Raw genomic sequence first — 26,703 nt, 5'->3', positions numbered from 1 at the left:
CGCTGCCTCTTGACCTGCCTTCGCCCGCGGCCCAAGAAGGCGCCCATGACAGACAAAATCGCTCTCATCACCGGCGCATCCCGCGGCCTGGGCAGCGCCCTGGCCGAGGCCCTTGCGCCCACCCATCACATCGTCGCCGTGGCGCGCACCACCGGCGCGCTGGAAGAGCTGGACGACCGCATCAAGGCCGCGGGCGGCAGCGCCACCCTGGCACCGATGGACATCACCGTGCCGGAGGCGATGGCAACGCTCTGCCGCGGCATCCATGACCGCTGGGGCAAGCTGGACCTGTGGCTGCACACCGCGATCCATGCCACCGCGCTCTGCCCGGCACCTTCCGTTGCGGCCAAGGACTGGACCAAGGCGGTTGCGGTCAACGCCACTGCCACCTCGGTGCTGATCCCCTATGTGGCGCCGTTGCTGGGCCGGACGGGGCGCGCAGTGTTCTTTGACGACCCCAAGGCGGGCGAAAAGTTCTATGGCACCTATGGCGCCACCAAGGCCGCGCAGATGGCGCTGGCCCGCAGCTGGCAGGCGGAAACCGGACGCACCGGCCCCAAGGTGCGCATTCTGGAGCCGCAGCCGATGGCCACGGCCCTGCGCGCCCGCTTCCACCCCGGCGAGGACCGCGAGGCGCTGACCCCGATCCAGGACGAGGCCGCGCGCCTGCTGCCGCTGATCCTGGCAGACTGACGCCCGAAACCGGCCCCGCGCCGCGCCCCCGCGCGGCGCCCGGCCCAACGCTTGGGACGGCATCTGCGATGCAGGCCAAAGCGGCGGGAGCCCCCGCCCCCCCCGGCGGCTCTGCCTGTTGCCTCCCTGCCCCGCTTTGCGGCGGATGCCGCTTCTCCCAGCGAAAACCTTGCCCCGTTCCGGCACAGGTCCTATTCAATCGAAAACCCGGTTGAAGACGGCAGGCAGACACCCCATGCGCATTCTGATCACCAATGACGACGGCATCAGCGCCGAAGGGCTCACCATCCTGGAGGCCATCGCCCATGAGGTCGCAGGACCGGAAGGCGAGGTTTGGACGGTGGCGCCGGCCTTTGAGCAATCCGGCGTCGCCCATTGCATCAGCTATACCCGCCCCACCATGCTCAGCCAGCTGAGCGAGCGCCGCTTTGCCGCCGAAGGCTCGCCTGCCGACTGCGTGCTGGCGGGGCTGCATGTGGTGATGCACGGCCAAAGGCCCGACCTGGTGCTGTCGGGGGTGAACCGCGGCAACAACTCGGCGGAAAACGCGCTGTACTCCGGCACGCTGGGCGGCGCGATGGAGGCCGCTTTGCAGGGTATCCCGGCGATGGCGCTGTCGCAGTATTACGGCCCCGCCAACCGGGAGACCGGCAATCCGTTTGAGGCCGCTGCCGTGCACGGCGCTGCCCTGATTAAGAAGATCCTGGCCGCCCAGCCGCAGGATGCGCAAGATTACCGGCTGTTTTACAACATCAATTTCCCGCCGGTCCCGGCCGCGGAGGTCAAGGGCACCCGGGTGGCGCCGCAGGGCTGGCGCCCCGGCTGCCATTTCTCGGCCGAGGAGCAGCTGTCGCCCACCGGGCGCCGCTACCTGTGGATCCGCGGCGGCAACCAGCATGTCGAGGCCACGCCCGGCTCCGACGCTGCGGTCAATCTGGACGGCTACATCTCCGTCACCCCGATGCGCGCCGACCTGACCGCGGGCGATGCCCTGGATGCGCTGAAGGCGGTCGAATGGACGGGCAAGTGAGCGCGGCAATGAGCGGACCCGATCCGGAAACCAAGATGCAGTTCCTCTACTCCGTGCGCTCGCGCGGGGTGACCGACCAGAAGGTGCTGGAGGCGATCGAGGAGATCGACCGCGGCCTGTTCGTGCGCGGCATCTTCTCGCAACGCGCCTATGAAGACGTGCCGCTGCCGATTGCCTGCGGCCAGACCATCTCGCAGCCCTCGGTGGTGGGGATGATGACCCAGGCGCTGCAGCTGTCGCAGCGCGACACGGTGCTGGAGGTGGGCACCGGCTCCGGCTACCAGGCGGCGATCCTGTCCAAGCTGGCGCGCCGGGTCTATACCATCGACCGCCACGCCCGGCTGGTGCGCGAGGCGCGGTCCGTGTTCGACCGCCTGCGGCTCGCCAATGTGACCTCGCTGGTCGGCGATGGCAGCCACGGGCTGCCGGACCAGGCGCCCTTTGACCGCATCATCGTGACCGCTGCCGCCGAGGACCCGCCCGGGCCGCTTCTGGCGCAGCTCAAGACCGGCGGCATCATGGTGCTGCCGGTGGGCCAGTCGGACCACGTGCAGACCCTGATCCGGGTACGCAAGACCGAAGACGGGCTGGAATATGACGAGCTGCGCCCGGTGCGCTTCGTGCCGCTGCTTGAAGGGCTGGGCAAGGACAGCTAGGTCCGCTGCCGCAATTGCGCAAGCTGCGTTTGATATTCCTGCGCTGGCCCCGTAAACTGGCGGCGGAATTCAGCCGCCCGCTGAATTGCATGGGCTATAGTGATTGACGCGAGAGAATCCCCGCGAAAAAGGGGGAAGCGTGTTTTGAGGAGAGCAAGATGACCCGGACCCCCCCCACCCGGACCGCGTCCCGCGGGCTGCCCCGTTTCCGGCTGCCCCGGGCCCGGCTGCTGGCGCTGCTGCCCATGGCCGGGGTGCTGGCAGCCTGCCAAAGTCCGCTGGACTATGACCTGCGCGGCCAGCTTGGCGCCTTCAACACCGCCACCGCCGCCCAGTCGGCCACCTCCAGCCGTCCCGCTCCGGATGGCCGCGGGCTGATAACTTACCCCTCTTACCAGGTGGCGGTGGCGCAGCGCGGCGACACCGTCGCGGATGTCGCCGCGCGCATCGGCCTGCCGCCGGAGGAGGTCGCCCGCTACAACGGCATGGCGGCCGGTGACAAGATGCGCCAGGGCGAAGTGCTGGCGCTGCCGCGCCGCGCCCCGGCAGATTTCCCCGCGGACGGCACCGCCGCCCCGGGCTCGGTGGATATCGCCACCCTGGCCGGACAGGCGATTGAGACCGCGCCGCTGACCTCTCCCAGTCCGGGTTCGGTGACCACCACCGCGATCCAGCCGGCGCCCAAACCGCAGCCCGCCAAGGTGCAGCGCGGCCCGGAACCGGTGCGCCACAAGGTGAAACGCGGCGAGACCGCCTATACCATCTCGCGGCTGTATCAGGTGCCGGTGAAATCGCTGGCGGAATGGAACGGCCTGGGCAGCGACTTTGCGGTGCGCGAGGGCCAGTTCCTGCTGATCCCGCTGAAGGAGCAACCGGCGGCCGAACTGACCCCGGCCGCAGCCCCCGTTGCCGTGACCGAACCGGGCGCAGGCACCCAGACGCCGGTGCCGCCCAGCGCCAGCAAGCCGCTGCCGGAAGAAAAGGTCGCGCCCGCCGCGGTCAAGCCCGCGGCAGAGACCCTGCCCAAGCCGGAACTGCCGAAACCCACCCGCGCCAGCAGTGCGGCGATGGCCTATCCGGTGCAGGGCAAGATCATCAAGACCTACTCCAAGGGCCGCAATGACGGGATCGACATTTCCGGAGCCGCCGGTGCGCCTGTGAATGCCGCCGAAGCGGGCACCGTGGCGGCGATCACCAAGGATTCCAACAACGTGCCGATCGTGGTGATCCGTCACAGCCAGAAGCTGCTGACGGTGTATCAGAACGTCGCCAATATCACGGTGAAGAAGGGCGAAACCGTCGCCCGCGGCCAGCGCATCGCCTCCCTGCGCGGCGGCGACGATGCCTATGTGCATTTCGAGGTGCGCGACGGGTTCGAGAGCATCGACCCGCTGAATTACCTGAACTGACGGCGTTAACAGACTGTTAACAAAGAAAAGCCCGGCCAATCAGCCGGGCTTTTCTTTTACTGTACTCAGCGGTCTCAGCGCAGCGCCACTCCGTGCCGCCCGGCCAGATCGGTGAAGAACTGCCAGGCCACCCGGCCCGAGCGCGCGCCGCGTGTCGCCTGCCATTCGATCGCCTCGGCGCGCAAGCCCTCCACGTCCGCCTTGATCCCGTAGGCGGCGCAATAGCCCTCGATCATCGCCAGGTATTCGTCCTGATCGCAAGGGTGGAAGCCCAGCCACAACCCGAAACGGTCGGACAGGGACACCTTCTCCTCCACCGCCTCCGACGGGTTGATGGCGCTGGAGCGCTCGTTCTCGATCATGTCCCGCGGCATCAGGTGGCGGCGGTTGGAGGTGGCGTAGAACACAACGTTCTCCGGCCGCCCCTCGATGCCGCCGTCCAGCACCGCCTTGAGGCTTTTGTAATGCTGGTCGTCATGGCTGAACGACAGATCGTCGCAGAACAGGATGAACCGGTGCTGGGACCCGCGCAGATGGTTCAAAAGCCGCGCCACCGAAGGCAGATCCTCGCGCTGCAGCTCCACCAGCTTCAGCTCCGGGTGATCCCCGGCCAGCGCGCCGTGCACGGCTTTCACCAGGCTCGACTTGCCCATGCCGCGGGCGCCCCACAACAGCGCGTTGTTGGCGGCGAACCCTTGGGCGAAGCGGCGGGTGTTCTCCAGCAGCGTATCGCGGGAGCGGTTGATGCCGACCAGCAGATCCAGATCGACCCGGTTCACCGCCTCCACCGGTTCCAGCCGCTCTGGCCCCACATGCCAGACAAAGGCGCTGGCCGCGTCGAAATCAGGGGTTTCCAATGGCGCCGGAGACATCCGCTCCAGCGCCTCGGCAATGCGGGTCAATGCGTTCTCGTCCATGGGGGGCCTCCGTCCGTCAGTTGCCGGATTTCAAAGCATGTTCAGAGGCAAGCGGCAAGGGGGCTGGGTGAAGGCCACGCGCATCTTCCGGGAGCCCAGGATTGTGCTTGGCGCACAGATTGCCCCCTTAAATGTGCCACGCACAAATGAGTCGATCCGAAGCCCGGTCACTTCCTTCAGAAGTTGACCACGGTGAAGTTCACCATCACTCCCTTGTCCTTTTTTTCGAACTCCCGGGGGTCGGCCCAAACCTTGATCGAAAACTTAGCCTTGGTGTCCAGCTTGGGGTCCAAAACCCATTCGGTGATCGGAATGGTGATTGATGGCACCCCGGCACCCGGCTTCTTCGGAGACCATTTGGCAGTGGCTTTCGGGATAACCGGCGGGCTGCTTCCCGCCGCCCCTTTCTTCTTCTTGTCCAGTTCTTTCTTAAGCTGATCGACCAGGAATTGAACGACCTTTTTGTCGACTGATTTGACTTCTTTACAGACGCCCTTTGTCACCGCGTCTTCGATTTTCTTACCGGCAAGTTCTGGCTTTATGGTTTTTCCCACTTTCTTGGCAATCTTCTTGCACTCGCTTTCCATCTTCTTTTTGGCGGCAGCTGGGATCAGATCAGGCATAACAAACCTCCTAGTTACTAAACCGGACACCGCCTTGTGGAACTCGCCTGCGGCAAATGTGCTTAGTATGATGCTGCAGGTTTTGGGGTCCGCCATCAAGCCTTCTGCCTGCACTGGACTTGCTGCCGGCAGGAGTGGAACCGCATGCAAATGCAGCGGCGGCAGGCGACACGAGCCTCTTTCACCGGGCCCCCGATGCAGCCGGCAAGATGCCTTTTGAGCCTTAAAGCAAAAAAAGCGCGCCCTTCCGGGCGCGCCTTCTCATTTCAAACCGTCTCCGGCTTACTTGTCCTTGCCGTCCTCGGCCTCGAACTCAGCCATCAGAGGATCGTCGGGATGCGCATCCATCTCGTCCTCATCGTCATAGTAGCCGTCGGCGCGCAGCTTTTCCTCGCGCTTTTTCTCGACATGGGCCACCAGGAAGATCGAAATCTCGTACAGCCCGTAAACGACCACAAACAGGATGATCTGGGTGATCACATCCGGCGGCGTCACCAGGGCTGCCAGCACCAGGATCGCAACCACCGCGTATTTGCGGACAGACCCCAGGCCTTCGGCGCTGACCAGACCGGCCTTGCCCATCAGCGTCAACAGCACCGGCAGCTGGAAGCACAGGCCAAAGGCCACGATGAACTTGATCGTCAGGTTCAGGTATTCCTGCGCCGAGCCCTGGAACACCACGCTCAGGCCCTGTGTGACCTCCTCGCCAGTGATCGCCTCGCCAGTGGCGCCGAACTGCTGGAAACCCAGGAAGAAGTCGTAGGCCAGCGGGGTGACGACATAGAAGGCAAAGCTGGCACCCAGAATGAACATGAAGGGCGACGCCACCAGGAAGGGCAGGAACGCCCCCTTCTCAGACTTGTACAGCCCCGGCGCCACAAACCGCCACAGCTGGAACCCGATAAAGGGAAACGCCAGCATAAAGCCGCCAAGGAAGGAGATCTTGATCGCGACAAAGAAACCCTCCTGCGGGCTGATGAAGATCAGCGCGCAGTCCTGGCCGCTCTCCGCCAGCACCTCACACAAGGGCGCGGTGAGGAAGTTGAACACCGGTGTTGCCACGGTGAAGCAGATCACCATGCCGGCGATGAAGGCCAGAACCGAATGAATAAGCCGCGTGCGCAGCTCGGCCAGATGCTCGATCAGCGGTGCGGTTGAGTCGTCGATCTCATCCGGGTTGCTCATGATTTGGCCTCATCATCCGTCTTCAGCGCCGCCTCGGCGGCTTCCGCCTTGGCCAGCGCCTCTTCCGCCTCGCGCGCCTTGCGCTCCGCCGCGGCGCGCGCGGTGGAGGCCTGGATCTTCTTGGCATCCTCGGCGCGCTGCGCCGCCAGCTTGCCGGTCTCGCTGCCGGGGTCGAATTTCGCCGGGTCGATCGACGAAGCCATCTCCTGCGCCGCCTGCTTGATCCCGTCCATGGCAGAGCCGACGGGGTTCGATGCAGTCTTCAGGCCCTTGGCGACCTCATTGACCCCGGCCTCATCCGCCGCGTCATGCATTGCCCGGCTGAATTCGCGCGCCATCCCCTTGGCCTTGCCCACGAACCGCCCGACATTGCGGAACAGCACCGGCAGGTCCTTGGGGCCGACCACGATCAGCGCGACAACGCCGATGACCAGCAGTTCGGTCCACCCAAGATCGAACATCCGCGCTTAGGCCTTGTCTTTTTCGGTCTCGGGGGTCACGTCCTTGGCCGTGTCCGAGGCGTCCTGCTCCAGCTCGTTGCTGCCTTCGCTGATGCCCTTCTTGAATGAGGTGATGCCCTTGCCGACTTCGCCCATCAGCGAGGAAATCTTGCCGCGGCCGAACAGGACCAGAACCACAACGGCGATGAGCAGCAGGCCAGGCAGGCCGATGTTGTTGAGCATAAGTATCTCTCCTTACGTGATCCGGCGCGGGTTTGCAGCGCCGGTGGAATTGTTCGCTACGGGTTTAGCGCGCGGCCCGCTTTGAGCGAAAGCAACTCCGCGCGTGCAAAGCGCCTGCAAGCGAAGGATTTCATCGTTTTTGCAGGCGGCCCGCATCCAACTGACAGGTTTATGTCAGTTGCAACGCGGTAAATCCAGCCCATCACATGAACAAAGGAGAAACGTGATGAGCAAACATGCCGCCGAAATCGTGACCTTCAAACTGGCCGAGGGCGTGAGTCCTGCGGATTTCACAGCGCTGATGCAGCGCACCGAGGCCTTCGTGCGCGCCCAGGACGGCTTTGTCACCCGCCATCTGAGCCGGGGCGCGGACGGCAGCTGGACCGACTATGTGGTGTGGAAGGACATGGCGACGGCGCAAAAGGCGGCGCAGACCTTCATGCAGCAGGACTTTGCCGCCGAGGTGGTTGCAGCGCTTGCACCGGACAGCGCGGCCATGCGCCATGAAGAGGTGCAGTGGCAGATGACGCCCTAAGACCTGAGGGCTGCGCCTGTCCGCTGAAAGGACAGCAGGCGCAGCCCTTGACCTCCTCCCTCCCCCGCGCAAAGGCTAGGCCCATGCGCCGCACCGACCGCCTTTTCGAAATCATCCAGATCCTGCGCGACGGGAAGCTGCACCGCGCCCAGGACATCGCCGGGCGGCTGGAGGTCTCCACCCGCACCATCTACCGCGACATGGACACGCTGATGGCCTCTGGCGTGCCGGTCGAGGGGGAGCGCGGCGTCGGCTACATGGTGCGCGAGCAGATCAGCCTGCCGCCGCTGACCCTGACGCCGGAGGAGCTGGAGGCGCTGAACCTCGGCATGGCCATCGTGGCCGAGGCCGCCGACCCGGACCTGAAGGCCGCCGCCCTGTCGCTGGCGGCCAAGGTGGACGCGGTGCTGCCGGAGCAGACCATTGCCGAGGCCGACGCCTGGAAATTCGCGGTCTATCCCTTCTCGGACGCCGCCCGCGCCCTGGCGCACATGCCGGCGCTGCGTGCTGCGATAAAGGCGCGGCAGAAACTGCAGCTCAGTTACCGCCGCATCGACGGCACCCTGACAGAGCGGAAGATCCGCCCTCTGCACATGGAATACTGGGGCCGGGTCTGGACCCTGACCGCGTGGTGCGAAACGCGAAAGGATTTCCGGGTGTTCCGGGTTGACCTGATCGAAGACGCCTCTGCCCTGCCGGAGCTGTTCGTGGACGAGCCCGGCAAGCGCCTGCAGGACTACGATCCATACGGACGCTAAGATCCGCTCTTCTTCTGGCTGAAAATATTCCGGGGAAGGCGCGCAGCGCCTGGGGCAGAGCCCCCTGCCCCGGCTCTGCACGCGCCGCACCGGATTTCGGATCCGCCTCCAGCCGCGGCCTGGGGCCACGCCCCGCTTGGGCGGCCGCACCTTCCGCTGCCTGCGCTGCAAACGCGGAACAGCTGGCCGCGCCGCCGCGTTGAGTCGCTGTACGCAACCGGAGCCCGCGCCCATGTCCCAGATTTCGCTTCCCCCCGCCCTGCACAGCGCCCCCACCCTCATCATCCTGCTCGCGTGCTATGCCGTTCTCGGCTGTGTCCTGCTGGCCGCCTCGGTGATTGCCGCCGGCGTCATCGTGCCCGGCCATGACTGGGCGGCAGACACGATCAGCGACCTTGGCGCTGGACGCTATGAATTCATCGTCGATTCGGGGCTGTACGCCTTTTCCGCCGCGCTGGTCGCTATCGCCGTCGCCGCTGCCCATGTGCATCTGGGCGGCCGCGGCTGGAGCTTCGGGATCGTCGCCTTTGCGCTGATGGGGCTGATCGTCTTTCTGGTCGGCGCGCGCAATGAATACGGCGACAGCGATAACGAGGGCGTCGTGATCCACATCTACCTGGTCTACGCGCTGGGGGTGCTGATGGCGGTCGCGCCCTGGGTGATGGCAGGTGCGGCGGGGCAGATGGGCCAGGGCTACACGCGGATGCTGCGGGCCATTGCAGTTCTCTGGACGCTGACGGCGCCGGTGTTCTTCTTCCTGCCCACCGGCATCGACGGCCTGTACGAGCGCGGCCTGGGCCTGCTGGCGATTGTTGCCGTCTGCACGCTGGCGCATCTGTTCCTGCGCTACGGGCGCGCGCTGCGCTGACCGCCGCCGCACCGGCAGCCTGTGTGCAAGCGCGGCCTTCACCTTTGCAAAAATACTCCGGGGGTGAAGCCCGTCCCGGGAACCGTCCGGGGGACGGTTTCAGGGCTGAACGGGGCGGAACCCCTATCCAGCGGCGGCGGGGGCAGCGCCCCCTACCCGAGTTCGAAACTGGTCACGCCGTAAATCAGATCCGTCTCCAGCTGCGGCGCAGGCCCGCGATACATCCGCGCGGTCTCGAACACTGGCGCCAGGCCCAGGCCGCGCGCCAGTTCGACCGCCGCGGCATGGGGTTCCGGAACATCCAGGAACACCTCCTGCCCGGGCGGCAGCTCCTGCAGCAGCCGCGCCAGCACCGCCACCGCCGCCGGGCGGGAGACCGCCACCAGCGGCCCGATCTTGCAGCCGCTGCCGCAGCGCCGCAGGGTGCCGAACCCGGCCAAGCGTCCGTCCCGGTACGCGGCAAAGGAGTGATGCCCCGCCGCGCCCAGCCACTGCTGCCAGAAGACCGGGCGCGGCGCCGGGAAGACGCGGGCGTCCAGCGCCTCCAGCTCTGCCGCGGGGGCGCTCAGCGGCGACAGCTCGAAATCCGCGGCGGCCTGCAGCCCGCCGGCGGGCACCCCGCCAAAGCGGATATTGCGGTACGCCAGCTCAAAGCCCGAGCGGCGGTAGTTCGCTTGCTGATCCACCACCCCGTCAAGGCCGACAACCCGGCCCCCGGCATGCTCCAGCGCCTTTTGCCACAGGGCATAGCCATAGCCCTGGCCGCGGTGCGCCGGCGCCACGATGTAAAAGCCGAGGAAGGCGAACGCCTGCCCGTAGTTCACCACCGAGATGCAGGCGATCATCTGCCCGTCCAGGAAGCCGCCCCAGAAACCTTCGGGGTCAACGCTGGCAAAGCACGCGGCATCGCTGTGCCCAGGGTTCCAGCCTTCGCGCGCAGCCCAGTCCGCGGCGGTGCGGATCTCCGTAGGCGTCAACGCCCGGATCTGATAGCTGCCTTGCATCTGCATCTCCTGTTTCACCGGGTGCAGAATGCCCCTTAAGACTCAGGCAGGAAAGACGAAACAGCGGTTGCGGCGCACCGTCAGCCACATCACGCGGCCTTTTTCCGGCAGGAAGACGTTTGGCACCGTCGCCTTAAGGATCGAGCCGTCGAAATCCATCCTGAACTCCACCAGGCTCTCGCTGCCCAGAAACCGGGCGCGCTCCACCACTGCGCGGGCGGCAACGCCGTCGCTGGGGGTGGGCAGCGGGCCCTGGCCGCCGCGGTCAAAGTCGATGCGCAGATGCTGCGGGCGGAACACGATCTCTACCGCGGTGCCGTCCGCCACCCCCGGCGCCAGGAACTCGCCAAAGGCCGTGCGTGCCAGCGCGCCGTTCACCTGCGCCTTCAGCACGTTCACATCGCTGAAGAACGCCACTGCCGCCTTGTCCACCGGATGGGTGTAGACGTTGTAGGGCGCGCCCTGCTGCACGATCCGGCCGCCGCGCATCAGCGCGATCTCGTCGGCCATCCGCATCGCCTCTTCCGGTTCATGCGTGACCAGCAGGACGGCGGTGTCCTCTTCCTTCAGAAGGCTCAGGGTTTCGTCCCGGATGCCGTCGCGCAAGCGGTTATCAAGGCCCGAGAACGGCTCATCCATCAGCATGATCCGCGGCCTGGGCGCAATCGCGCGGGCCAGCGCCACCCGCTGCTGCTCGCCGCCCGACAGCTGGTGCGGGTAGCCGTCGATGAAGCGCTTGAGCGACACCCGGTTCAACAGCTCCTCGACCCGCGCGCGCTTCTCGTCCCGGCTGCCCTTCAGGCCGAAGCCCACATTGTCGGCCACGCTCAGATGCGGGAACAGGGCAAAGTCCTGAAACATCAGCCCGATCTCGCGCCGTTCGGGCGGTACCCGGAACACGGTGTCGCAGATCAGCTTGCCATCGACATAGATTTCGCCGCTGTCCTGCATCTCCACCCCGGCGATCATCCGCAGGGTGGTGGACTTGCCGCAGCCCGACGGCCCCAAAAGGCAGGTGACCTGCCCCGCCCGGATCTTCAGCGAGACGTCATCCACCACCGCGCGGCCCTCGAAGAAGCGCCGGATATTGCGGATTTCCAGCCGCGGCGGGGCCATGGTGCTGTGCATCTTCGCTGGGGCAGTGTTCATGGGGCCTCGGGGCTTTTCCGATAAAAACGCTTGGGGTCACGCCGGGATAGCAATCCTGCTCAGCCGCCGCAAGCGGTCAGCACTGCGTGAAAAACCTACTGCCCGGCCTATAGGCCGGGCAGCGCCCGTCCCGCCCCCCACGGGGCGGGCGCTTCTCGCCCTCCCCGCCGGGCCGGGCGCCGCTCTCTGTTTGAGCTTTCAAGTCCTGGTTTACGGCCTTCCTTCTAGCAGCACCCCTGAGCGGTGCCGTCCAGCTCCAGCCCGTTAAAGGGAGAATTGCCGCCGCACCCCTCGAAAATCCCGTAGTGGGTCTCAAACGAGCCGATGAATTCGAAATGCGGTGCCAGGCGCGTGTCTTGCAGCATCATCCAGGTGTTGCCGCAGACCGGGAATACCTTGCCTGCTTCCATCACATGATGATCATCCAGCACGAAACGGTGCGGCGCGTGCTCGATTGTGCCCTTGTAGATCACCGCCTGCCCGTAATCCTCGCAGGCCGGCTCCAGCGCTGGCAGCTTGAACAGCCGGTAGGTGGCCGACAGGAACTTCAGCGGCTGCACCCGCTTTTCCAGCACCGGATTCTCGATGGTCAATAGCCGTGAGGTCACCATCCGCGGGTCCTTGAACCCGGCCTCTTTCGCGATGGCCAGGAAGTCGTTCCAATAGAGCGCGCCGGACAGGCATTCGCCGTACAGCACCTCATCCTCGGCCAGCGCCTGCGGCACCCGGCGGTCGGCGTAGACATCGGAGAAATACATCTCCCCGCCCTCTTTCAGAAGATGATACGCCCCGCGCAGCACCGCGCCCTTGTCGGTGGCCAGGTTGATCACACAGTTGGAGACGATGATGTCGAAAGAGCCCGGCTCCAGATCCAGCGCGTCCAGAGTCTCGATATAGCCGTGATGGAATTCGACATTGGACCGGGCATGGCCGAAGGCCTCGGCGTGGTGGTCCTGATGGCGCCGCGCCACCTCCAGCTGCGCAGGCGTCATATCAACACCCACCACCTTGCCATGCTCCCCAACCAGCGCCGACAGCGCATAGACATCGCGGCCCGCACCGCAGCCCAGATCAAGGATGCGCGCGCCCTCCAGCGCCTCCGGCGCAATCAGGCCGCAGCCGTAATAGCGGGTCAGCACCTCGTCATGGACCTTGGACAGCACAGCCTTCACATGGTCCGGCATGTCGTCCGGCGTGCAGCAGGCGTTGGTCTGAAGATCAGCGCTGCCCTGCAGCACCTCGCCGTAATAAGCCTGCACGTTTTCGTGGTTCATGGGGACGCCTTTCCTTGAGGGTTGCGGACCGACTGGATAGCGGCCACCAGTCACCCGTTCAATCGGTCCTGCGAGAGGTCTGACGCAAGTGTGATGGAGTGTGCGATACAAAGTTCTGAGGGCAACGCCCGTCCGCGGGCGGAAGCGAAGCGCCCGCCCATGGGGGCGGACGGGCGCTGCCCGGCGTGCCGCCGGGCGAAAGAGCAGTGTCTGCGTTACCTCACCCTTCCGGCAGCAGCTCAAACGCGGCCTCGGCGCGCACCTTGCCGTTCACCATCAGCTCCACCCGGTGCGGCCCCGGCACCAGCTTGAAGGTGGTCGCATCCCCCTTCAGCTTGTGCTTCTTGCCCAGTTCCAGCGTGCCGCCGCTGATCTTTGCCTGTTTCAGCTTGAACACCTTGGCCGAGGTTTTCCCCGCAGGGCGCTGGAAATGCAGGATGTAATCGACCAGCACCGGCGCGCCCGCAGCCCCGTCCAGACGGCAGGAGAGATCCAGCGCCCCGCCGATACGCACGGTCTCCGGGACCCTGATCCGCGCGTCCAGCGCCAGATCCGGATCATAGCCCAGCATCGCCATCGCGCGCGGATGGCCCGCCTTCACCAGCCCGCGCAGGGCGTGGCCGGTCATCCAGTCCAGCTCCTTGCGCTGCTGCTGCCCGGCCTGGCGCCAGCGCTGCAGCCGGTCCATCACCAGATCCGGATCCTTCTTGGCAATGTCGTTCAGATGATTGGCGACCGAGCGGGTGACAAAGCGGGCGCCATCGCCGTGCAGCCGGTCCAAAAGCGGCAGCGGGGCGCCGAGCGCAAGGCCCACCGCCTCGCCCCAGGGCAGCCGCGGGCGGGTGCCCTCGCTGACCAGCCGCCGCACGTGATAGCTGCTGTGCCCGGCCCAGTCCTGCATCCGCGCCAGCACCTCATCCGGCCAGCGGTTCAGGAAAGGCCGGATCGCCCATTCCATCGAAAACCGCTGGGTGATTTCCTCCAAGAGGTCCAGCGACAGATCCCGGTGCGCCTCAAGGCCCAGCGCGGCGACATATTCCCCCAAGGGGGCAAAGATGAAGTCGCCGAAGTCATCATCCGTCTTGCCGGGATCCAGCGGCGGCGGCAGCGCTTTCAGCAGAATGGGCGCTGCCTCGGGCAAGGCTGCGGGCAGATGATCCGCCAGCACCTGCGCAATCAGCGCGATTCTCTGCTTCAGCTCCAGCGCCGGCAGCTCCGCCATCACCTGGGCCTCAAAAGCCTCAGCATCAAACCCGGCCTCAGCCGCGGAAAAAAGGCCCGCCAGATAGCGGACCTTTTCGCGGTTGAACAGCTGGTCCTTCAGGGAAAACCCGCTGGCCATGCGGCGCTCCTTACATCGTGGTGTTTGTGGCGCCGCCATCCAGCAGGATGTTCTGCCCGACCATGAATCCAGCATGCTGCGAGCACATGAAGGCGCAGGTGGCGCCGAACTCCTGACGGGTGCCATAGCGGCCCGCCGGGATGGTGGCGCAGCGCTGCTTCTTGGCGTCCTCCACCGAAATGCCCTGCGCCTTGGCCGCGCCGCCGTCCAGCGCCTCGGCCCGGTCGGTGGCATGGAGGCCCGGCTGCAGGTTGTTCATGATGACACCCTTGCCCGCCACCTGCCGCGCGGTGCCCGCGACATAGCCGGTGAGCCCCGCCCGCGCCGCATTCGACAGCCCCAGCACCGGGACCGGCGACTTGACCGAGACCGAGGTGATGTTGACCACCCGGCCCCAGCCGCGCTCGATCATGCCCGGGACCAGCGCCTTGATCAGCGCAATCGGGGTCAGCATGTTGGCGTCCAGCGCCTTGATGAAATCCTCGCGGTCCCAGTCGGTCCACATGCCCGGCGGCGGCCCGCCCGCGTTGGTGACCAGGATGTCCACGTCCTCAGCCGCCTCCAGCACCTTCTGCTGGCCCTCCGGCGTGGTCACATCGGCGGCCACCGTCACCACATCCACGCCATACTGGTCGCGGATCGCCTGCGCCGACGCCTCCAATGCCTCCGCCCCGCGGGCGTTCATCACCAGGTTCACACCCGCTTCCGCCAGCGCCTCGGCGCAGCCCAGCCCCAGCCCCTTGCTGCTGGCGCAAACCAGCGCGCGCTTGCCCGAAATACCCAGATCCATTGCCGTCCTCCCTCGGGAATCTTTTCAGTCGCCGCAGAGCTTGCACCGCCTGCCCGGCGAAGACCAGCCCCGCGCCCTCCGCGCCAATCGTCAAACCGCCGGAAAATCAGCCCCTTCCGGACCGTTTTCTGCCACATTCCTGCAGCAGATCTATTGGACAGCGCCCCGCGCGGGTTCACAGTGGAAACGAAACACACGCCGCTTATGGGACAGACCTTGACCGCCAGCCTCACCTCCGTCCAGGCCTGCCTGGCCGAGCATTTCCGCGTCGAATACGGTGCCAACACCGGCGACCCGCTGGGCGTGCTTGAGGATCTAGTGCTGGATGACGTCTACATGCTGGACGCCGCCTCCGCCCCGCGGCGGCTGGGCATCGCCGCCGGTCACGACGGCAGCCTTTCTGTGGCGGAGGCCTCCGCGCTTGGCACCCCCGGTGCCGCGCTGCACCTGGATTGCCTGCTGACCCTGATGCCCGACCGCGGCCCCAACACCGAAATCCTGGTGCTGGTCGAGGCCGATGCCGAGGGCTATATCGCCGCCATCTACCTGGTGCCGCTGGCACCCCTGCAGCCGCAGGTGCCCTATACGCTGGTCAAGGCGGTGCGCGAGCCCGCCCGGCGCAAGCTGGCGCAATCGGCCTGCGTCTCCTTCACCCGCGGCACCCGCATCACGCTGTCCACCGGCGCCCAGCGCCCGATCGAGGACATGCGCCCCGGCGACCGCGTCCTGACCCGCGACGACGGCATCCAGGAGGTGCGCTGGGTCGGCCAGTCCACCCTGCGCGCGGTCGGCGATCTGGCCCCGGTCCTGATCCGCAAGGGGGCCCTGAACAACGCCCGCGACCTGATCGTCAGCCCCGGCCACCGGCTGATGGTCTACCAGCGCAGCGACGAGATCGGCGCCGGCGCGCCCGAGATCCTGGTCCGCGCCCGCGACCTGGTGAACGGCGACAGCGTGGTGGTGCTGGACGGCGGCTTTGCCGATTACTTCCAGATCCTGTTCGACCGCCACCACATCATCTACGCCGAGGGCATCGCCGCCGAGAGCACCTTCCTCGACCCCGTCACCCGCCCGGCGCTGCCGGAGGATATCTGGATCACGCGCGCAGGACACCCGCACGCCCCCCTGCCCGCCGCCCACAAGCGCGGCACGCATGGCCTGGACGTGAGCCGGGCGCTGCTGAACAGGCCGGATGCGGTGGGGCTGTTGAAAAGGGCGTCGTTGCGGTGATGTAACCAAAGGACCTTTGACAAAAGCAACGTCTTGGGTTCAGAGGAAAACGCTCACCACTGAAGTTGCCTCGCAAATTATGCACTCGCCAGTGGACACTCGAAGTATTTCACGCTACCTACGCTCCACCTATGCGAAACTAAACGGCACAACATAAATCCAGGAGCGTGCAACATGGCCCCACTCGTTTCCCTATTCAATCATAAGGGTGGCGTCAGCAAAACCACTACCACGTTCAACCTAGGATGGGCATTAGCGGATCAGGGGTATCGAGTACTGATTGTTGATGGCGACCCACAATGTAATTTGACCGGCACCGTATTGGGGTTCGCTGGAGTTGCTGATTTCGACAGTTTCTATACTAAAAATCCCGGCCAAAACATTGCCGATGGCCTCGACCCTGTTTTCAGCGGATCAGGGTCCCATTTAAAACCCATCGAGACCTTTGGTACAAATCACGAAAATCTCTTTTTGCTAGCAGGAAGTATTAACCTCGCCTTGCACGAAACACAAATCTCTGTTGCACTGAGTGCAAGTACCGCGATTCCGGCACTCCAAAACATACCTGGCTCAATTGGCGAATTCCTTCGAATCACTGCAACTTACAACGAAATCGACATTGTGCTCATTGACATGAGCCCAAGCGTCGGCGCTCTAAACCAGTGTTTCCTGATGTCATCGGACTATTTCATAGTACCAACGTCCCCAGACTATTATTGCAATCAAGCAATCAGTTCTTTGGCGAAGGTCCTACCAGGCTGGAGTTCGTCGGTTGCTGCGTTTCGTAATACTTCTTTAACCTACCCCATCCCTCAAACGCCGCCGCAATTTTGTGGAATTATTTCACAGCGCTACCGACCTAGATCTGGAGCGCCCGCGAAATCTTTTCAAAATTGGATCGATACGATTAAAGCCAATGTAGATAATACTCTAGTACCTGTACTAAAAAAGTCCTCCATGATCATCACGGAAGCTGAGTTTGTAGCCTCAGGTGCAGCTGACGAACCTTACAATCTAGCCAACATTCCCGACTTTAACTCACTGATCGCCCAATCTCAAAAACACAACGTCCCCGTTTTTGCTTTAAGTGATGAACAAATTGAGCAAGGCGGTAAAATTCTTGAGAACATGAAAGAAAACCGAGACACCTTTGAGGCGACGTTCAAAGACCTTAGCAACTGCATTCGAAACATCTCAGGCATTTAAGTCGCGGTGACCACAATCTTCAACAGGAGCTATTAACTGAAGCTCTTGTTGAAGAATACAGCACAGGTCTGCAGTTGCTATTGGAGATGCCATCTTTCTCTGTTCTTTTTCCCCTCACTCTCCCACCCCGCGCTCCCGCAGATCCCGCTGCATCCGCCGCGCCCGCACCGCAATGCGAAGAATCGTGTTGTCCTTGTCATGGGCCTGGATATGCCCGGCCAGCAGCGCCAGCCAGTAGATCCGCAGGATTGAGTTGATGCGGCGGCCATAGTTCGGGCCCAGCTTGCGGAACCATTTGACCATGTCCGCGTCCAGCCGGATCGTCACCCGGGTCTTGGGCTTGTCCAGCCGCTCCCAGCTCAGGATGCCGTCCCAATCCTCCGGCAGGCTCTTGTCCAGCCAGTCGCGGCGCAGCTTCTGCTGCAGGTCGTCCAGCTCCAGCTGCATCTCATTGTCGTAATACCGTTTACTGGGCATCCCGTGGCGTTCCCTTGATGGCGGCGGTTCGCAGCGGGGCGGCACTCCCGCGCTGATCCCAACCCTGCCCTAGTCCGGTTAAATCCCGGCAAGCGGGGCGTGCGCAGGAAACGCCACACCTTTTCAAAGGGCAGCCGCCCGGTGCACAGGGGGTGTACGGGGGGTGCACGCGTGGCACCCCCTGTTTTTCTTGCCTCTTCCGGCATTCCTGCTATACGCGCGCTCATGTTGGACACCGCTGTAAACCGCCCCGAACTGCCGCCCGAAATTGCGCGGCGCCGGACCTTCGCGATCATCTCGCACCCGGACGCCGGCAAGACCACGCTGACTGAAAAGTTTCTGCTCTATGGCGGTGCGATTCAGATGGCCGGACAGGTACGCGCCAAGGGCGAGGCGCGGCGGACGCGCTCGGACTTCATGCAGATGGAGAAGGACCGCGGGATTTCTGTCTCCGCTTCGGCAATGTCCTTTGATTTCAGCGGCTTCCGCTTCAACCTGGTGGACACGCCCGGCCACTCGGATTTCTCCGAGGACACCTACCGGACGCTGACGGCGGTGGATGCAGCGGTGATGGTGATCGACGGCGCCAAGGGTGTGGAAAGCCAGACCCAGAAGCTGTTCGAGGTCTGCCGCCTGCGCGACCTGCCGATCCTGACCTTCTGTAACAAGATGGACCGCGAGAGCCGGGACACCTTTGAGATCATTGATGAAATCCAAGAGATGCTGGCGATCGACGTGACCCCCGCCAGCTGGCCCATCGGGGTGGGCCGCGATTTCATCGGCTGCTACGACATGCTGCGCGACCGGCTGGAGCTGATGGACCGCGCCAACCGTAACAAGGTGGCGGAAAGCATCCAGATCAACGGGTTGGACGACCCCAAGCTGGCCGAACACGTGCCGGAGCACCTGCTTGAGAAGCTGCTGGAAGAGGTCGAAATGGCGCGCGAGCTGCTGCCCGCGCTGGACCCGCAGTCGGTGCTCGAGGGCCACATGACCCCGATCTGGTTCGGCTCCGCCATCAACTCCTTTGGCGTCAAGGAGCTGATGGATGGGATCGGCAAATACGGCCCCGAGCCGCAGCCCCAGTCGGCCGAGCCGCGCCAAGTGAGCCCGGAAGAAAAGAAGGTCGCCGGTTTCGTGTTCAAGGTGCAGGCCAACATGGACCCTAAGCACCGCGACCGGGTGGCCTTTGTGCGGGTGGCCTCGGGCCATTTCAAGCGCGGCATGAAGCTGACGCATGTGCGCACCAAGAAGCCGATGTCGGTGTCGAACCCGGTGCTGTTCCTGGCCTCCGACCGGGAGCTGGCCGAGGAAGCCTGGGCTGGCGACATCATCGGCATCCCGAACCACGGCCAGCTGCGCATCGGCGACACGCTGACCGAGGGCGAGGCGATCCGGGTGACCGGCATCCCCTCCTTTGCGCCGGAGCTGCTGCAGACGGTGCGGGCGGGTGATCCGATGAAAGCCAAGCACCTGGAAAAGGCACTGATGCAGTTTGCCGAGGAAGGCGCGGCCAAGGTGTTCAAACCCTCGATCGGCTCCGGCTTCATCGTCGGCGTGGTCGGCCAGCTGCAGTTCGAGGTGCTGGCAAGCCGGATCGAGATGGAATACGGCCTGCCGGTGCGGTTTGAGGCAAGCCAGTTCACCAGCGCACGCTGGGTCAGCGGCGACAAGGCGGCGGTGGACAAGTTCATCAACGCCAACAAGCAGCACATCGCCCATGACCACGACGGCGACATTGTCTATCTGACGCGGCTGCAGTGGGACATCGACCGGGTGGTGCGCGACTACCCCGATCTGAAACTGACCGCGACCAAGGAAATGATGGTTTAACAAAAAACGCCCGGCCCTCCGGGCGTTTTTCCTGCGTCCTGCTGCGGCCGCCAACAGATTCGCCGGCCCGGCCGCAGCGCCGCAATTGGCAGAACACTGCCCGGATTCTGGCTGATTTGTTTCCTTTCTGCATAGTTCACAGGCGAAAATACTGTAAAATCCGGCATTAATTGACGATCGCCCGGGATTTTGATATGCCCCGCAACGAGCCGGAAGCTGCCATCCCGCATGACCATTTGCGGATCCGGCTGGAACACACACGCGCGGGCCAGGTCAGTGTCCGCAATGACGGACACAGATGACAAAATTTACCGATCTGAACCTGAATCCCAAGGTCCTCAAAGCTATTGAGGAAGCTGGTTATGAAACCCCAACGCCGATCCAGGCCGGGGCAATCCCGCCTGCGCTGGAAGGGCGCGATGTTCTGGGAATCGCCCAAACCGGCACCGGCAAGACCGCGTCTTTCACGCTGCCGATGATCACCCTTCTGGCCCGCGGCCGCGCCCGGGCCCGGATGCCGCGCAGCCTGGTGCTGTGCCCCACCCGCGAGCTGGCCGCTCAGGTGGCGGAAAACTTCGACACCTATGCCAAGCATGTGAAGCTCACCAAGGCGCTGCTGATTGGCGGTGTGTCCTTCAAGGAGCAGGACGCGCTGATCGACAAGGGCGTCGATGTGCTGATCGCGACCCCGGGCCGGCTGCTGGACCATTTCGAGCGCGGCAAGCTCCTGCTCACCGGCGTGCAGATCATGGTGGTGGATGAGGCCGACCGGATGCTCGACATGGGCTTCATCCCGGATATCGAACGCATCTTCTCGCTGACGCCGTTTACCCGCCAGACGCTGTTCTTCTCCGCCACCATGGCGCCGGAGATCGAGCGGATCACCAACACCTTCCTGTCGGGTCCGGCCCGTATCGAGGTGGCGCGCCAGGCGACCGCGTCGGAAACCATCGAACAGGCCGTGGTGCAGGTCAAACCGTCGCGCCGCGACCGCGAGGGCAGCGAGAAGCGCACGGTTCTGCGCGCCCTGATCGACGGCGAAGGCGACAAGCTGACCAACGGCATCATCTTCTGCAACCGCAAGACGGATGTGGATATCTGCGCGAAATCGCTCAAGAAATACGGCTATGACGCCGCCGCAATCCATGGCGACCTGGACCAGAGCCAGCGGACCAGGACGCTGGATTCCTTCCGTGAGGGGTCATTGCGTATCCTGGTGGCCTCGGATGTGGCCGCACGCGGCCTGGACGTGCCCAGCGTCAGCCATGTGTTCAATTTCGACGTGCCGGGCCACGCCGAGGATTACGTCCACCGGATCGGCCGCACCGGCCGTGCCGGCCGCGAGGGCAAGGCGATCACCATCTGCACCCCGCGCGACGAAAAGGCGCTGGATGCAGTGGAGAAGCTGATCCAGAAGGAGATCAAGCGCCTGGACAACCCGGTCAAGCCCGAACCGAAACAGGAAAAGCCCTCCCGGCCTGCCAAGCCGGACGCTGCGAAGCCGGACACAGCCAAGCAGGACACTGCCAAGGCAGACACCGGATCGCGCGCCCCCCGCAAGGAGGACAAGGCTGCGCAGAAGCCCGAGCGCGCGTCCTCGCGCGGGAAATACGGCAAGCGCGACGACAAGGCCGTGGTTGGCATGGGCGACCACCTGCCTAGCTTCATCGCGCTCAGCTTTGCCGAACGCCGCGCCAGCTAAGCAGCGCAACAGAACGTTTCAGGGCCGCTCTTCGGAGCGGCCTTTTTCGTTGGTGGCTTCCCAGCTGCGCTGCCCTCAGCGGCCATGCAGCCGCAGCATAGTGACCTTTGCAGTTGCAGCATACCGGGTCTTCGATCTTGGCCGGTGTCAGCCTGCGGCAACGGGCGTATAGGGATCGCGACACAGAAACGCGCCATTGACGATGGGCTAAGCCATGAACACCACTGACACCAAAACACTGACGATCTCCCAATTCCAGGCCATCGAGGCCCGCGCCCATGAGCTGCGCGCAGAGGCATTTGCCAGCATGATGCGCAGCTTGTTCCGCGCTCTTGTCCGCGCGCCGCGCAAGGTCATCTCCTGCCCCAGCTGCGCCCGCCCGCTGCACGGCTGAGACGCCTGCCGGATTCCGGCAGCCGCACGGAATTGAAAACGCCGCGTGCCCCTGAGGGCCGCGGCGTTTTTCGTTTTCCAGCGGTGGCGTTCTGCGCCCGCGCCGCGGGCCCGTCAGGGCCCCGCGGCGCCTGGCCCAACGGGGCCTGTTGCATCTTTGATGCAGCTTGGGCCGGGCGGGAGCACTGCCCTGCCCTGCAAGGTCCGGCCCGGCGGGATCAGCGCATACGGCTGACCACCACCGTGACCTCTGGCTTCTTGCCGATCTCGCTGAAGGCGCTCTGGCGGGCGATGCGGCGCAGCTCCTGCTCCAGCTTGTCGTCATCGCGCAGGGTCTTGGCGCCTGCCCGCATCAGGAACTGGTTTAGGTCCTCTTCCATCACCTCGACCAGTGCCGCGTTCGAGGTGCCGGTTTCGGGCAGGCCCTTGACATCGCACCAGGGTTCGCCCAGCGGCTCGTCTTCCTCGTCCAGGATCACCGTCACCAGCACATGGCCGTTCAGAGCCATGCGGATACGGTCGCGCACGATCCCGTCCATGGCGCCGTATTTGACGGTGCCGTCCAGATAGGTGCGCCCGGTTTCGATCCATTCGGTCACTTTCGGCACGTCGCCTGTCAGGTCCATCATCATGCCGTTGACGACAACGGCGCTGGCGATGCCCTTCTCCTCGCCCAGGCGGGCGTGCTGGCGCAGGTGGCGGTGCTCGCCATGCATCGGGATCAGCATCTTGGGTTTCAAGAGGCGGTGCACCTCCTCCAGGTCCGGACGGTTGGCATGGCCCGAGACGTGGTAGAGGCCCGAGCTGTCATCAACCACATCCACCCCCATTTCGGAGAACTGGTTGATGATGCGGATGACGCCCTTTTCGTTGCCTGGAATGGTCTTGGAGGAGAACAGGAACAGGTCGCCCTCCTTCAGCTCCAGCCCGCGGTACTTGCCGCGCGCCAGCTGCGCGCTGGCGGCGCGGCGTTCGCCCTGGCTGCCGGTGGTGATCAGCATCAGGTTGTCACGCGGCACGTTGGCGGCGTCCTCGGGGCTGATCGTCTTCGGGAACTCCGTCAGCACGCCGGTTTCGACCGCCGCCTCGATCATGCGGCGCATGGCGCGGCCCAGAAGGACCACGGAACGTCCCGCCTTCTCGGCAGCCACGGCGAGGGTTTTCACACGGGCCACATTGGAGGCAAAAGTGGTCGCGGCCACCAGCCCCTTGGCCTCAGCAAACAGCTTGGTGATCTCCTCCGGCAGTTCGGATTCCGAACGGCCCGGATGCTGCGAGAACACATTGGTGGAATCGCAGACCAGCGCCTGAACGCCGTCGCCTGCAATCTGCGCCCACATCCCGGGGTCGAAGGGTTCGCCCACCAGCGGGTTGGCGTCCAGCTTGAAGTCGCCGGTGTGCACCACCCGCCCTGCCGGGCTGTCGATCACCAGTCCGCCGCTTTCGGGGATCGAGTGGCTCATCGGCGCAACGCCGATGGTGAAGGGGCCAAGCCTCGTCACCTCGGGCCAGGCCTGCACGGTGTGCACATTGGCCGGGTCGTGGCCTGCTTCCTCCATCTTGCGGCGCGCCAGATTGGCGGTGAAGGCGCGGGCGTAGACGGGCACGTTCAGATGCCCGTACATATGGGCGATGGCGCCAATGTGGTCCTCATGCCCGTGGGTGATAAAGATCCCCTCCAGCCGGTCAGCGCGCTGCTTCAGCCAAGTGATGTCGGGCATGATCAAGTCCACGCCCGGGGTGGTGTCCATATCGGGGAAGGTCACGCCCAGGTCGACCAGAACCAGGCGTTCCTTGTCCTTCGGGCCGTAGCCATAGACATAGGCATTCATGCCAATTTCACCCGCCCCGCCGAGGGGCAGGTAGATCAATCTTTCACTGCTCATGCGTCAGTACCATTTTCCTTGTTGTATTTATGGATGATCTGCAGCCCATGCATGGTGAGATCGTCCTCATATGCGTCAAACAGATCAGCAGATTGCTGGAACAGAGGCGCCAGCCCGCCTGTTGAGATCACTTTCATCGGCACTGCGCGCTCGGCCTTGATACGGGCGCAGATTTCGCGCACGAGGCCAACGTAGCCCCAGAACACGCCGGACTGCATGCAGGCGACGGTGTTGGTGCCGATGACATTTTGCGGCTTGGAAATGTCCACGTGGGGCAGCGCCGCGGCGGCCTGGTGCAGCGCTTCCAGGCTCAGGTTCACACCCGGCGCAATCACCCCGCCGACATAGGCGCCATCCTCGGCCACTACGTCAAAGGTGGTGGCGGTCCCGAAATCCACCACGATCAGGTTGCCGCCGTAGGTGTCGAACCCCGAAACCGTGTTGACCAGCCGGTCAGGGCCGACGGCGGTGCCCTCGTCCACCCGCACCGAGACGGGCAGAAGGCATTCGGGCTTGCCCACCACCAAGGGCCGCGTATTGAAATAGCGGTCCGCCAGCACCCGCAGGTTGAACACCACCCGCGGCACGGTGGAAGAGACGATCATGTCGGTGATATCCGCCTCGATCCCCTGCAGCCGCATCAGCGTGTTCAGCCAGACATAATACTGGTCGGCGGTGCGCTTCCAGTCGGTGGCGGTGCGCCACAGAGCGATGAACTTTTCGCCGTCATAGATCGAGAAGACGGTGTTTGTGTTGCCGCAATCAACTGCCAGAAGCATTGCTGCCCCTTCCTAGAAATAGATGTCGGCCGCGGGGATGCTGACGCGGCCCTTGGCGGTGTTTAGGACAAGGTTGCCGCTGGCGTCCACCGTTTCAAAGGTGCCCTCGGTTTCCGCACTGGCGGTCTTGGCGGTGATCACCTCGCCCAGCTTGGCGGCGCGCGCCAGCCATTCGGTGCGGATCGGCTCAAACCCGTAGGTCGCAAACTGCTGCTCATAGCGGGCGAACGCGCCGGCGACGGCCTCCAGGAACTCCTCTGGCGTGACCTGCACGCCGGTTTCCGACAGCAGCGACACCGGGTAGACCGCGCCGGGTTCCAGCCATTCCTGCATCGGGGTTTCCACCAGGTTCACGCCGATGCCGACAAACAGGTGGTTGACCCCCTGCCCGTTACCCGCGCTTTCCAGCAGGATGCCCGCCAGCTTGCCGCCCTTCAGCAGCACGTCGTTGGGCCATTTCAGCGACAGCCCCTCGCTGCGGCCCGTCACTGCGACGCAGGCATCGTAAACGGCCAGGGCGGCGACAAAGCTGCGCAGCGCCGCCTGATCAGGGGTGCCTTCGGGGCGCATCACCAGGGTGGCGGCAAAGTTGCCCTTGGGGTCCTTCCAGTCGCGGCCGCGGCGGCCCCTTCCCTGAGTCTGGCGCAGCGCCAGGATCCACTCCGGTCCTGCCAGTTCCCCGGCGATGCGGGCGGCCTCATTGAGGGTGCTGTCCACCTCGGCAAGCACCCGTTTTCCATATCCTGCTGGCCAGCTCATCTCATTCCTCGAAAGTGCGAAAAGGCCCGGTCGCGTGACCGGGCCTTTCCAGCCTGCCTGAAAAGCAGATCAATTTACAAGGGTTGCTGCGGCGGCTGCCGCCGCAGTGTCCACGCCGAACTGGTAAACCAGCCCGACCAGCATCATCGCGGCAGACGCCATCAGCGCAACAGTCAGCACCGGCGAGCCTTTGGCCTCGACATCGTCTTCGCCGGTGCCGAAGTACATGTAGAAGACAATGCGCAGGTAGTAAAATGCGCCGATTACCGAGGCGATGGCGGAGGCCACGACCAGCCCCATCAGCCCCGCATCCACACCCGCCTGCCACACGCCGAACTTGGCAAAGAAGCCCAGCATCGGCGGCACGCCTGCCAGCGAGAACATCAGGATCAGTACCGCCAGCGCCTTGCCAGGCTCGCGCGCGGCGAACTGGTTCAGAGCCAGAATGTCAGTGACCGGCTTGCCGTCCTTCTGCAGCATCAGGATGAAGGAAAAGGTGCCGATGTTCATGGTCACGTAAATCGCGAGGTAAACCAGCATCGCGGTGATGCCCGCCTCGGTGCCCGCTGCCAGGCCGATCATCGCATAGCCCATGTGAGCGATCGAGGAGAAGGCCATCAGGCGCTTGATGTCGCGCTGGCCAATCGCCGCGATGGCGCCCAGGAACATCGACAGCACCGACAGCACCACGATGATCTGCTGCCAGTCGGCAATGGCGCCGCCAAAGGCGTCATGCAGCACGCGGGCGAACAGGCCCATCGCCGCTACCTTGGGCGCGGTGGCAAAGAAGGCGGTCACAGGCGTCGGCGAACCTTCGTAGACGTCCGGGGTCCACATGTGGAAGGGCACCGCCGAAACCTTGAACGCAAGACCCGAGATCATGAACACCAGGCCGAACAGCATGCCGAGAGACATTTGGCCCTGCTCTGCCACCTGGATGATGCCCGCGAACTGGGTGGTGCCGGCAAAGCCGTAGACCAGCGAGGCACCGTACAGCAGCAGGCCGGAGGACAGCGCTCCCAGCACGAAGTACTTGAGGCCCGCCTCGGTCGACTTGACGCTGTCGCGGCGCATGGCGGCGACGACGTAAAGCGACAGCGACTGCAGCTCCAGCCCCATGTAGAGGGACATCAGGTTGCCTGCGGACACCATCATCATCATGCCGACGGCAGCCAGCGACACCAGAACCGGGTATTCGAACCTCAGCATGCCGCGGCGCGCCATGTAGTCCTGGCCGATCAGCAAAACAGCGGACGCGCCCAAGAGCAGCGCCACCTTGGCAAAGCGCGAGAAGCTGTCGTCGATGAACATGCCGCCAAAAGCGGTCTGGGTGCCGGCCGGGCTGGTGGCGATCCAGAAGGCCACCACGGCCATCAGCGCCGCAGTGCTCCAGACCAGCGGGGCGGCCAGCTTGTCCTTGCCGGTGTAGACCGCGCCGATCAGCGCGGCCATGGCGTACAGCGCCAGAACGATCTCTGGCAGGATTACAGTAAGATCAGCTTGGATCATCTGCCTGATGCTC

General features: G+C 64.5%; 27 protein-coding genes. 12 read left to right on the top strand and 15 right to left on the bottom strand.

The annotated features are described in order from the left end of the window. Positions 1 to 45 precede the first annotated feature (45 nt). From B2P87_RS11540 to B2P87_RS11525, 4 genes are all read left to right on the top strand, one after another. Positions 46 to 693, top strand: a complete 648-nt coding sequence (locus B2P87_RS11540; protein WP_141890033.1) for an SDR family NAD(P)-dependent oxidoreductase — start codon at positions 46 to 48, stop codon at positions 691 to 693. 235 nt (positions 694 to 928) lie between these two features. Continuing rightward, positions 929 to 1,723 (top strand): 5'/3'-nucleotidase SurE, encoded by a 795-nt coding sequence (gene surE, locus B2P87_RS11535; RefSeq protein WP_058287945.1) that lies wholly within the window; start codon positions 929 to 931, stop codon positions 1,721 to 1,723. An 8-nt stretch (positions 1,724 to 1,731) separates the two neighbouring features. Beyond that, entirely contained in the window at positions 1,732 to 2,379 is a 648-nt protein-coding gene (locus B2P87_RS11530; RefSeq protein WP_141890032.1) for a protein-L-isoaspartate(D-aspartate) O-methyltransferase, read from the top strand. Between the two features lie 158 nt (positions 2,380 to 2,537). Continuing rightward, complete coding sequence (locus B2P87_RS11525; protein ID WP_208764527.1) at positions 2,538 to 3,788, top strand: peptidoglycan DD-metalloendopeptidase family protein; 1,251 nt, start codon at positions 2,538 to 2,540, stop codon at positions 3,786 to 3,788. A gap of 74 nt (positions 3,789 to 3,862) precedes the next feature. Here the strand turns inward: B2P87_RS11525 and B2P87_RS11520 are convergent, their stop codons facing one another. The 5 genes from B2P87_RS11520 to B2P87_RS11500 form a co-directional block, all read right to left on the bottom strand. Further along, on the bottom strand, positions 3,863 to 4,705 hold the full coding sequence (locus tag B2P87_RS11520) for an ATP-binding protein (protein WP_141890031.1): 843 nt from the start codon (positions 4,703 to 4,705) through the stop codon (positions 3,863 to 3,865). Positions 4,706 to 4,881: 176 nt separating this feature from the next. Continuing rightward, the gene (locus B2P87_RS11515; RefSeq protein ID WP_141890030.1) at positions 4,882 to 5,328 is read right to left on the bottom strand and encodes a hypothetical protein; all 447 of its coding nucleotides are present in this window, start codon (positions 5,326 to 5,328) and stop codon (positions 4,882 to 4,884) included. 282 nt (positions 5,329 to 5,610) lie between these two features. Continuing rightward, on the bottom strand, positions 5,611 to 6,513 hold the full coding sequence (gene tatC / locus B2P87_RS11510) for a twin-arginine translocase subunit TatC (protein ID WP_141890029.1): 903 nt from the start codon (positions 6,511 to 6,513) through the stop codon (positions 5,611 to 5,613). After that, complete coding sequence (gene tatB / locus B2P87_RS11505) at positions 6,510 to 6,974, bottom strand: Sec-independent protein translocase protein TatB (RefSeq protein WP_058287937.1); 465 nt, start codon at positions 6,972 to 6,974, stop codon at positions 6,510 to 6,512. Before tatB ends, tatC begins: the two co-directional genes overlap by 4 nt. A 6-nt stretch (positions 6,975 to 6,980) precedes the next feature. Continuing rightward, positions 6,981 to 7,196, bottom strand: coding sequence for a twin-arginine translocase TatA/TatE family subunit (locus B2P87_RS11500; protein WP_141890028.1), 216 nt, complete (start codon positions 7,194 to 7,196; stop codon positions 6,981 to 6,983). Between the two features lie 226 nt (positions 7,197 to 7,422). Between B2P87_RS11500 and B2P87_RS11495 the strand changes: the two genes are divergently transcribed. From B2P87_RS11495 to B2P87_RS11485, 3 genes are all read left to right on the top strand, one after another. Then, the gene (locus B2P87_RS11495) at positions 7,423 to 7,731 is read left to right on the top strand and encodes a hypothetical protein (protein ID WP_141890027.1); all 309 of its coding nucleotides are present in this window, start codon (positions 7,423 to 7,425) and stop codon (positions 7,729 to 7,731) included. Between the two features lie 83 nt (positions 7,732 to 7,814). Next, positions 7,815 to 8,489, top strand: coding sequence for a helix-turn-helix transcriptional regulator (locus B2P87_RS11490; RefSeq protein WP_141890026.1), 675 nt, complete (start codon positions 7,815 to 7,817; stop codon positions 8,487 to 8,489). A 232-nt stretch (positions 8,490 to 8,721) separates the two neighbouring features. Continuing rightward, positions 8,722 to 9,357: a DUF998 domain-containing protein gene (locus tag B2P87_RS11485; protein ID WP_141890025.1), complete on the top strand. Its 636-nt coding sequence runs from the start codon at positions 8,722 to 8,724 to the stop codon at positions 9,355 to 9,357. 152 nt (positions 9,358 to 9,509) lie between these two features. Here the strand turns inward: B2P87_RS11485 and B2P87_RS11480 are convergent, their stop codons facing one another. The 5 genes from B2P87_RS11480 to B2P87_RS11460 form a co-directional block, all read right to left on the bottom strand. Further along, positions 9,510 to 10,361, bottom strand: a complete 852-nt coding sequence (locus B2P87_RS11480; RefSeq protein WP_141890024.1) for a GNAT family N-acetyltransferase — start codon at positions 10,359 to 10,361, stop codon at positions 9,510 to 9,512. Between the two features lie 42 nt (positions 10,362 to 10,403). Further along, on the bottom strand, positions 10,404 to 11,510 hold the full coding sequence (locus tag B2P87_RS11475; RefSeq protein ID WP_141890023.1) for an ABC transporter ATP-binding protein: 1,107 nt from the start codon (positions 11,508 to 11,510) through the stop codon (positions 10,404 to 10,406). Positions 11,511 to 11,734: 224 nt separating this feature from the next. Further along, complete coding sequence (locus B2P87_RS11470; RefSeq protein ID WP_141890022.1) at positions 11,735 to 12,784, bottom strand: methyltransferase domain-containing protein; 1,050 nt, start codon at positions 12,782 to 12,784, stop codon at positions 11,735 to 11,737. Positions 12,785 to 13,004: 220 nt separating this feature from the next. Then, positions 13,005 to 14,126, bottom strand: a complete 1,122-nt coding sequence (locus B2P87_RS11465) for a hypothetical protein (protein WP_141890021.1) — start codon at positions 14,124 to 14,126, stop codon at positions 13,005 to 13,007. A 10-nt stretch (positions 14,127 to 14,136) separates the two neighbouring features. Next, positions 14,137 to 14,916 carry an SDR family oxidoreductase gene (locus tag B2P87_RS11460; protein ID WP_141890020.1) on the bottom strand — a complete coding sequence of 260 codons (780 nt, stop codon included), beginning with the start codon at positions 14,914 to 14,916 and terminating at the stop codon, positions 14,137 to 14,139. A gap of 204 nt (positions 14,917 to 15,120) precedes the next feature. Between B2P87_RS11460 and B2P87_RS11455 the strand changes: the two genes are divergently transcribed. After that, entirely contained in the window at positions 15,121 to 16,146 is a 1,026-nt protein-coding gene (locus B2P87_RS11455; protein WP_141890019.1) for a Hint domain-containing protein, read from the top strand. Positions 16,147 to 16,320: 174 nt separating this feature from the next. After that, positions 16,321 to 17,352: a ParA family protein gene (locus B2P87_RS11450; protein WP_141890018.1), complete on the top strand. Its 1,032-nt coding sequence runs from the start codon at positions 16,321 to 16,323 to the stop codon at positions 17,350 to 17,352. 114 nt (positions 17,353 to 17,466) lie between these two features. Here B2P87_RS11450 and B2P87_RS11445 read toward each other — a convergent pair whose 3' ends face one another. Further along, positions 17,467 to 17,829 carry a BrnA antitoxin family protein gene (locus B2P87_RS11445; protein WP_141890017.1) on the bottom strand — a complete coding sequence of 121 codons (363 nt, stop codon included), beginning with the start codon at positions 17,827 to 17,829 and terminating at the stop codon, positions 17,467 to 17,469. 225 nt (positions 17,830 to 18,054) lie between these two features. Between B2P87_RS11445 and B2P87_RS11440 the strand changes: the two genes are divergently transcribed. The 3 genes from B2P87_RS11440 (at position 18,055) to B2P87_RS11430 (ending at position 21,758) form a co-directional block, all read left to right on the top strand. Next, the gene (locus B2P87_RS11440; protein ID WP_141890016.1) at positions 18,055 to 19,662 is read left to right on the top strand and encodes a peptide chain release factor 3; all 1,608 of its coding nucleotides are present in this window, start codon (positions 18,055 to 18,057) and stop codon (positions 19,660 to 19,662) included. 298 nt (positions 19,663 to 19,960) lie between these two features. Then, the gene (locus tag B2P87_RS11435; protein ID WP_141890015.1) at positions 19,961 to 21,364 is read left to right on the top strand and encodes a DEAD/DEAH box helicase; all 1,404 of its coding nucleotides are present in this window, start codon (positions 19,961 to 19,963) and stop codon (positions 21,362 to 21,364) included. Positions 21,365 to 21,578: 214 nt separating this feature from the next. Further along, positions 21,579 to 21,758 (top strand): RSP_7527 family protein, encoded by a 180-nt coding sequence (locus B2P87_RS11430; protein WP_058287923.1) that lies wholly within the window; start codon positions 21,579 to 21,581, stop codon positions 21,756 to 21,758. A 217-nt stretch (positions 21,759 to 21,975) separates the two neighbouring features. Here the strand turns inward: B2P87_RS11430 and B2P87_RS11425 are convergent, their stop codons facing one another. The 4 genes from B2P87_RS11425 to nuoN all read right to left on the bottom strand — a co-directional run bounded on the left by B2P87_RS11425 (position 21,976) and on the right by nuoN (position 26,690). After that, positions 21,976 to 23,643, bottom strand: a complete 1,668-nt coding sequence (locus tag B2P87_RS11425) for a ribonuclease J (protein WP_141890014.1) — start codon at positions 23,641 to 23,643, stop codon at positions 21,976 to 21,978. Next, the gene (locus B2P87_RS11420; RefSeq protein ID WP_058287921.1) at positions 23,640 to 24,422 is read right to left on the bottom strand and encodes a type III pantothenate kinase; all 783 of its coding nucleotides are present in this window, start codon (positions 24,420 to 24,422) and stop codon (positions 23,640 to 23,642) included. Before B2P87_RS11420 ends, B2P87_RS11425 begins: the two co-directional genes overlap by 4 nt. Positions 24,423 to 24,434: 12 nt before the next feature. Next, positions 24,435 to 25,181, bottom strand: a complete 747-nt coding sequence (locus B2P87_RS11415; RefSeq protein ID WP_141890013.1) for a biotin--[acetyl-CoA-carboxylase] ligase — start codon at positions 25,179 to 25,181, stop codon at positions 24,435 to 24,437. Positions 25,182 to 25,250: 69 nt separating this feature from the next. Continuing rightward, entirely contained in the window at positions 25,251 to 26,690 is a 1,440-nt protein-coding gene (nuoN, locus tag B2P87_RS11410; protein ID WP_141890012.1) for an NADH-quinone oxidoreductase subunit NuoN, read from the bottom strand. Positions 26,691 to 26,703 lie beyond the last annotated feature (13 nt).

Source organism: Leisingera sp. UBA4491, from assembly GCF_002388965.1.
GTDB classification, from domain to species: Bacteria; Pseudomonadota; Alphaproteobacteria; order Rhodobacterales; family Rhodobacteraceae; genus Leisingera; species Leisingera aquaemixtae.
This window is presented reverse-complemented; position numbering and strand designations above follow the sequence as displayed.